Genomic DNA, 6,585 nt, shown 5'->3' on the forward strand with positions numbered 1-6,585 from the left:
TTCGGCTTCGGTCACATACGGAGGTATGCTCCCTTCAGACCTCACCCTCAGCGCCTTGCGCTTCATCCTTTCTGCAAAGTCTGGACAATCTTGCAAGCAAGATTGTGAGACTGTTGACTTTTGCAACAGTCTCATCTGGCGAGATGAACGTCTATAGTGAGGAGAGTACATAGGTCTTTGGAGTAAAGTGGATAACAAAAGGCGAAGCCTCTGAGACTACCCTTCGGAGAGACCTACCCACTCGGGGGACTGGCTCTCAAGGTTAAGCTCAGAGGCTCCGCTTGATTAGGGAAGCTTTATAGGAAGGCTACTTGACCGTGAGAGCCTCCACTTGGTAAGTGGTGGTGTGGTCAGGAGCTTTAGCAGCATAGAGGAGCGCTATGTAGCCAGCATCGGCAGAGCCTGTGATCGTGTAGCTCTTCTTGTAGTGCTGGTTGCCGTAACCGCTTGGACTACTTTGGTCATTGATCTCCTCGAGCGTCTTCACCAGCTTGCCGTCCTTGTCTAACTGCTGGATAGTAAGCGTAGCACCATTGGTGTGACCAGTGCTATAAGTCAAGTCGACCGTATAGCTACTGCCGGCCTTCATCTGTAGACGTGGCGTGACGAGGACACACTTATTCTCAGGAACAGTAGACTTAAAGGCACTTGCCTGCGCATAGTGCACACCGCCAAATGATTTCTTTTGGAACTTACGTCCGCCCACTAGGTCTTTGTTGAGCCAGCCAGGCAGCTTGAAGTCTTTATTATCCTCACCACCCTTAGAGAAATCATCTGCAAAGGGTATCGTACGAGCCGTCTGCGAGAGATCGACACCATAGATATTCCCCTGTGGATCAGGATTGGGGTTTGGATCAGGATTAGGATTGGGCTGATTGCCACCACCCACGTCGAAGCGTGGCTGATCCAGCTTGATGTCGCTACGCAGCGTGGGGCGGAGGTTGAAGAAGGTCTTATTGACCGTCACGATTGCCGTGATGCTACCACTACCAGAGGGCACCTTCTCATCACGGAAGGTGGCTGTCTTCCACACCTCTAGATTGGTCTTCTTGCCACTCTTATCAACAATCTGATGGCGTGTTGAGGAGTGGGTGTTAGCTGGGTCAAAGAAAGGTACGTCTGGCTTGACAAACTGCACCTCCTTGACACGTACATACTGGTTCGGGTGCTTGCCTGCGATGACCTCTGCGAGCGTAGTCTCGATCGGCTCGATAGGCTTATTGGGCACGATAGACATCTGTGCGCGTGAGACCTGTAGCTGTACCGTCCCGTTGTAGTTAGAGATCTTAGCTCCCTTGAGCTTAGCGGTTACCTCGTCGCCAAACTGCAATGGATCTTCGCCCTTGGGCACCGTCAGGACGAGCGCATTGCCCTCAGCGTCCTGTATGTAGTGGAAACCAGCAAAGGGGAACTGCTTCGTCTCGGCATGAGTCGTGACCGTAGCGCGAATGCGCAGGTCTTGGTCGATCGTCTTGCCGTTTTGGTCTAGCCCCTCACCTAGCTTAGCGATCTCAGCGAGCGAGGTGTAGGTGATTCCCTTGCCAGTACTGCCGAGCTGCATGATCAGGTAGACGTGCTGTGTCGTAGAGGTCTTGATGATCATCTGAGCCTCACGAGCATCTTCGCTCCTGTTAGGGAGTGCCGTGATGGTGATCTGGTGCGTTCCCTCGGTCGCCTCCATAGGAGTCGCCGAAACCCACTCGGCACCCTCGCCGAAGGTGATCGAAAAGCGTCTATTGGTCTCGATGGTCAGCTCCTGCGTACCACCATCCTGCTTGAAGGGGATCGTGTTGTCGGTGAAGTTTGGTGAGAGCGTCACGTAGGGCTTCTCATAGTAGTCCATCTCATCCTTACAGCTGGTCACAGCAAGCAGCGGAGCGATGGTGAGGATAGCGAGGAGTAGTCGTCTCGTCGCAAGTTTATTGAGTGTCTTCATATCTGGATCTAACTCTGTTTCTTAAATTCTTGAGCAAAGCTCCGTAGAGCCTCCGTTACTTAGTCGTCTGAAAGCGTGGGCTGGTGAAGTTAACATCACTCTCCAGGCTAATGAGGAGCTGAGGCTTCCCATTGAAGTAGCCGAGGATGGCGGTGATATTGCCAGAACCCTCAGGGATCTGTCTGCCAGCAAAGAGCGCGTAGCTACTCGAGCGTAGCACGACACGGTTGCCCTGCTGGTCTTCGATCTGACGCTCCACAGCGGGTACGTTCGTCTTATTGTCCGCATCGGCATAAGTCTGGCCTAGCTCACTATCGACGAACTGTACGCCCTCAAGACGTATCAGCGTATTGGCATACTCAGACGAGAGCGTTGGGATGGTGAGCGTGCGGTAGACAAGTGGCTGACGCGTGTTGTCACAGCGCACCAAGCGTGGCGTCATCTGCTCGGGGAGGTAGGCATTCTCGTACTTTGGCTCCGTAGAGCTCTTGCCCAGCGTGACGACACCGCCATACTTACCGAGCGTCAGCCCGTGACAGCGGATCGCTATCTTAGAGCCGCGCTTGTAGAGGAGGTTGGAGTTGACGAGTCCCGCCTTGAACTCAATGCCGCCCGTCTCGTCCTGTAGGTAGATAGACTTGTAGATGTTGCCCTCGCTATCGTCCGAGATGACCTGTCCGACGATCACTGCATCAGGTACGACCTGTACAGGCTTCGACTGGTAGAGTGCTTTGAGCTCTTGGATCGTCATCGTACGCTCCCAGAGGGGGCGTGGCTTTGGCTCCTGTGGCGGGTCAATTTTGTTGTACTGACAGCTCGTCAGCAAGGCGAGCATGCCGACCACTACGATGAGTCTATTATATATATGTGTCATACTATTCATCCGTTTTAAGGTGGGTTAGAACTGTAGTGCAGCGTTGAAGAAGAAGGTCGTGCCGTACATGTAGAAGTAGCGACTATCGAAAGGTCTCATCATCTTGCCCTCCTTGGTGTAGCGCACACGGAGCTGCTCGTAACCACCGCTGCGGAGGGTCTTCGTGTTGAGCAGGTTAGAGGCCGAGAGGTTGAGACGTAGGTAGACGCCCGACTTGATGCGCCACGAGTAGCCCACGTTGGCATCAAGTGTGAAGCCGCCGGGGAAGACCTCCTGACGAACGTAGTCGTAGTCAAGACTAGCGCGCGCCTTGTCCGTGCGACGGATCGGGTTCAAGCTGATGAAGCTACGCCCGAAGTAGTTGAGATCAAGTCCCGCCCACATATAGAAGGGGAACTGATACGAGACGCTCAGGTTTGCCGCCGTCTGTGGCGTACCCGATACGTGGAAGCCCTTCCAGTAGACACGATCCTGCTCGAGGAGCTTCTGACTATTGTCGACTGTCTGAACGTAGTCAGGGTTGTTAGCATAGCGATACTGTCCGTAGCTTACCACAGCGATAGCGGTCAGAGCCGGCGTGATCTTGAACTCCATACCAGCCTCGACACCCATGTGGGTCGACTCGATATTTGTCAAGACATAGTTAGAAAAAGCTCTGTAGCCGTCATCGTAGAAGCTCATGTTCTTCGTCTTGTCGTAGAAGTGCGTGTAGAAACCTGTGATACGCCCCTTGACAAAAGGCGAGCGTAGCACGTAGCTTACGTCTCCCGACAGGATGCGCTCAGGACGAGGATCAGTCACATACTGATTACGCGTACGAGGCGACACGAAGATGTCGGAGAAGTAGGGTGCACGCTGCGTCCACGCGGCGTTTGCTACGAGGTAGTGACGTCCCGAGATCTTGTAGGTGATGCCTCCCTTGACACCGTAGTTGAGGAAGTTCAGATGATCCGAGTCCCCGAAGGAGTTATCTGGGAAAAGTCCTCTACGCTGCAATCCCTCGCGGTGCATACCTGTCCATCCAGCGGTAAACGCTAGGTAGCCGTCCACATGACGAGACTGCCCCCACAGGTTGCCCCATAGCTCAGCCTCCTGTGTGTGCGCTAGGTAGTTGTGACCATACTTGTCCCCTACCCCGACCACTCGGTTGGGATGATCGAGGTCTACCTGAGACTTAGAGGGATCCTGGGCAAAGTCTCGCTCGGAGTACTTGTCAATGTCTAGCCAGTAGTCTCCGCCGAGGAGGTCGGCGATGACGTTAAAGTTTGCCGTACGGTTCAGGCGGTAGTTAGCACCTAGGTCAAAGCGGAGGTGCTTATTGATGAGTGCATTCCAAGTGGTAGCAAAGTTAAACTGACGCTGATCCGACCGTCTATCCTCTACGACGTAGATGCTTCGATTACCCTCGGCGATCTGACGTCCCTTTTCATCGAAAATGACTTGATAGTTATTCCTATTAATATTGTATAGGCGATCCCAGTCAATGTAGCGCATATTGCAGTCCGAGTGCCACAGCTCCTCGTAGTAAGCCGCCATATCGGGGTCCTTCGTTTCGCTCATGTAGCCGTAGTAGCTAGGCAAGTTGCGATAGTAGTCAGGACGTGGATCAGGGCCATTGCCCCAGTTGAGTGCCGAGTAAGCATTCCAGCCGAAGCGGTAGCCTACACCCGTGGTCAGTTTGTTCTTCTCATTGATCTGCCAGTAGTGCTGTAGCTGTATGATCGGCTCATGATTAGAGCGGACACGTGCATTGCGCAGGTAACCTCCCTGGAAGCCCACATTCGGATTGTAGTAGTTTGACCCGACCAGGTCATACACCTCTTGCGTCGTACCCGATGCTACGCCACGCTCCGTGGGAGCAGCTAGGACCACCAAGCCCAAAGAGTGCTGCGGGGTAAACTGCTTCTCGAGCGAGAGGAAGTAACCCCACGCATCGTAAAACTGCCCCTGCACATAGGAGTGGTTGCCCCAGCGACGCGAGGCACTCGCCGTGATCGCCCATCCCTCGGGCATCATACCCGTGGCGTGCGTTATCATCGTGCGGTAGTTGTAGGTGCGGTTGCTCCCTGAGAAGGTAAGCGTCGTACCGGGGCGATAGCCCGAGGCACGCGTCAAGATATTCATCGTTCCGCCGATGTTACCAAAAGAGTAGTCGATCGGCTGCAAGCCATCCTCATTGTTTTGCACACGAACCACATTGTTCAGTCCATTCCATAGGGAGTAAGAGGAGTAGCCATTGTTCATATTATTCATCTGCATACCGTTGAGGTACTGCGACTGGTAATATGAGTCGTAGCCGCGCACCCTAAAGCGCATCGGGCTAAATTGGAAGCCCGCCTTATTCGTATAGGGGTCTCTCGAAGCGGTCAGCAGCGGCGAAATATCTCCAGCCGTCACGCCATCATCGCCCATCACGAAGTCTGTGGTCATAAGGTCTGCCATATCAGCAGCCGAGAGCGTCGGTGTGAGCGTGACACGCTCTAGTCGGTTAGCCTCACGAGGCCAGTCCAGCTCGAGCACCTCAGCCCGGTAGCCCGACTTATTGAAGATGACCGTGAGGCGACCCGTACCGCTATAAAATATCGTATAAGCTCCCGAGGCGTCGGTCCGCACCTGCGAAGTGATCCCCTCAGCAGTCCAGGTGACATCGACAGCGGGTATGGGCGTACCCGTCTGCTCCTCATAGACTGCTCCTCGTGCTTTGTCTATCTGCTGTGCCTGAGCTCCGTAGAGAGCTACTAGCATCAAGCATATAACTTGTAGTATTCGTCGCATTTGCTATCTCTATAATGTATTCAACATTTGCTCTGCTGGGCGGATAGATCACATCCACCCCTGCAATGCAAAGATATAGATATTCTTCCGACCAAACAGCCTATCGGCGACATCTTATCTATTAATTCACCTCAATGTCACCCCTTCTCAACGTCAAAACGGGGACTACCGCAACATAGCGATAGTCCCCGTTGGTACGAAAAACTAAAACAACAAACTTAGTTCCTGTGAGTCTTGGCGGATTCGAACCGCCGACCCCCACCCTGTCAAGGTGATGCTCTAAACCAGCTGAGCTAAAGACTCGACATCTACCCACAAAAGGCGCGCTCCATCAGAGCCCGTCTTTATTTGGTACCGCAAAGTTACAACAAAATTTCGACCCCACCAACTCCTCGTCTTCCCTCCCCCAGGACTGACGCATTATGAGACTGTTGCAAAAGTCAACAGTCTCATGATAATCGCTCTTTCAGGAGCCACACATAAGGACAAGCGAGGCATAGATGAGTGCACTATATATAATAATGTGTCAGCCATGGATTGGCTGTTGGCTGTTAGCTATTGGCTGTTAGCTGGAGTGATCGGAGCTATCGGAACCATCGGAACCATCGGAACCATCGAAGCTATCAGAGTGATCGGATCTCTAATCTCTAATCTCTAACCTCTAATCTCTAATCCACCCTCCGATCCGCCCTGATGGATAGGACCTCGCAAGAGGTCCGACGAATCATAGCCGTGGGTCGGAGGGGCAAAGCCCCGAACGACCCACGGGGACAAGACGATAGCAGCTTATCGACCCCTTGTGGGTCGGACTAGACGCAGCTTATAGTTACAGCTCCAGTCCGACCTCCCACAATGGGGAGGTCGCTTACTTCACATGGCACTCCTACCCCCAGTCGTTCGGGGCGTAGCCCCTCCGACTGGGGGCTATGATTCGTCCGACCGCAAGCGGTCGTATCGCTCCGATCCCTCCGATTGTTCCGATTCACTCCGATACCTCTAA

3 protein-coding genes and 1 tRNA gene are annotated in these 6,585 nt (G+C 53.4%); all 4 read right to left on the bottom strand.

All coding sequences use genetic code 11. The features are described from left to right. Positions 1–307: 307 nt before the first annotated feature. Positions 308–1,936, bottom strand: coding sequence for a DUF5689 domain-containing protein (locus RDM37_RS08295; RefSeq protein WP_308556660.1), 1,629 nt, complete (start codon positions 1,934–1,936; stop codon positions 308–310). A 55-nt stretch (positions 1,937–1,991) separates the two neighbouring features. Further along, complete coding sequence (locus RDM37_RS08300; protein ID WP_308556662.1) at positions 1,992–2,810, bottom strand: DUF5689 domain-containing protein; 819 nt, start codon at positions 2,808–2,810, stop codon at positions 1,992–1,994. Positions 2,811–2,834: 24 nt separating this feature from the next. After that, positions 2,835–5,585: a carboxypeptidase regulatory-like domain-containing protein gene (locus RDM37_RS08305; protein WP_308556664.1), complete on the bottom strand. Its 2,751-nt coding sequence runs from the start codon at positions 5,583–5,585 to the stop codon at positions 2,835–2,837. Positions 5,586–5,813: 228 nt separating this feature from the next. After that, positions 5,814–5,888: transfer RNA gene (locus RDM37_RS08310), tRNA-Val, on the bottom strand. Positions 5,889–6,585 lie beyond the last annotated feature (697 nt).

Source organism: uncultured Porphyromonas sp. (assembly GCF_902489635.1).
GTDB lineage: Bacteria > Bacteroidota > Bacteroidia > Bacteroidales > Porphyromonadaceae > Porphyromonas.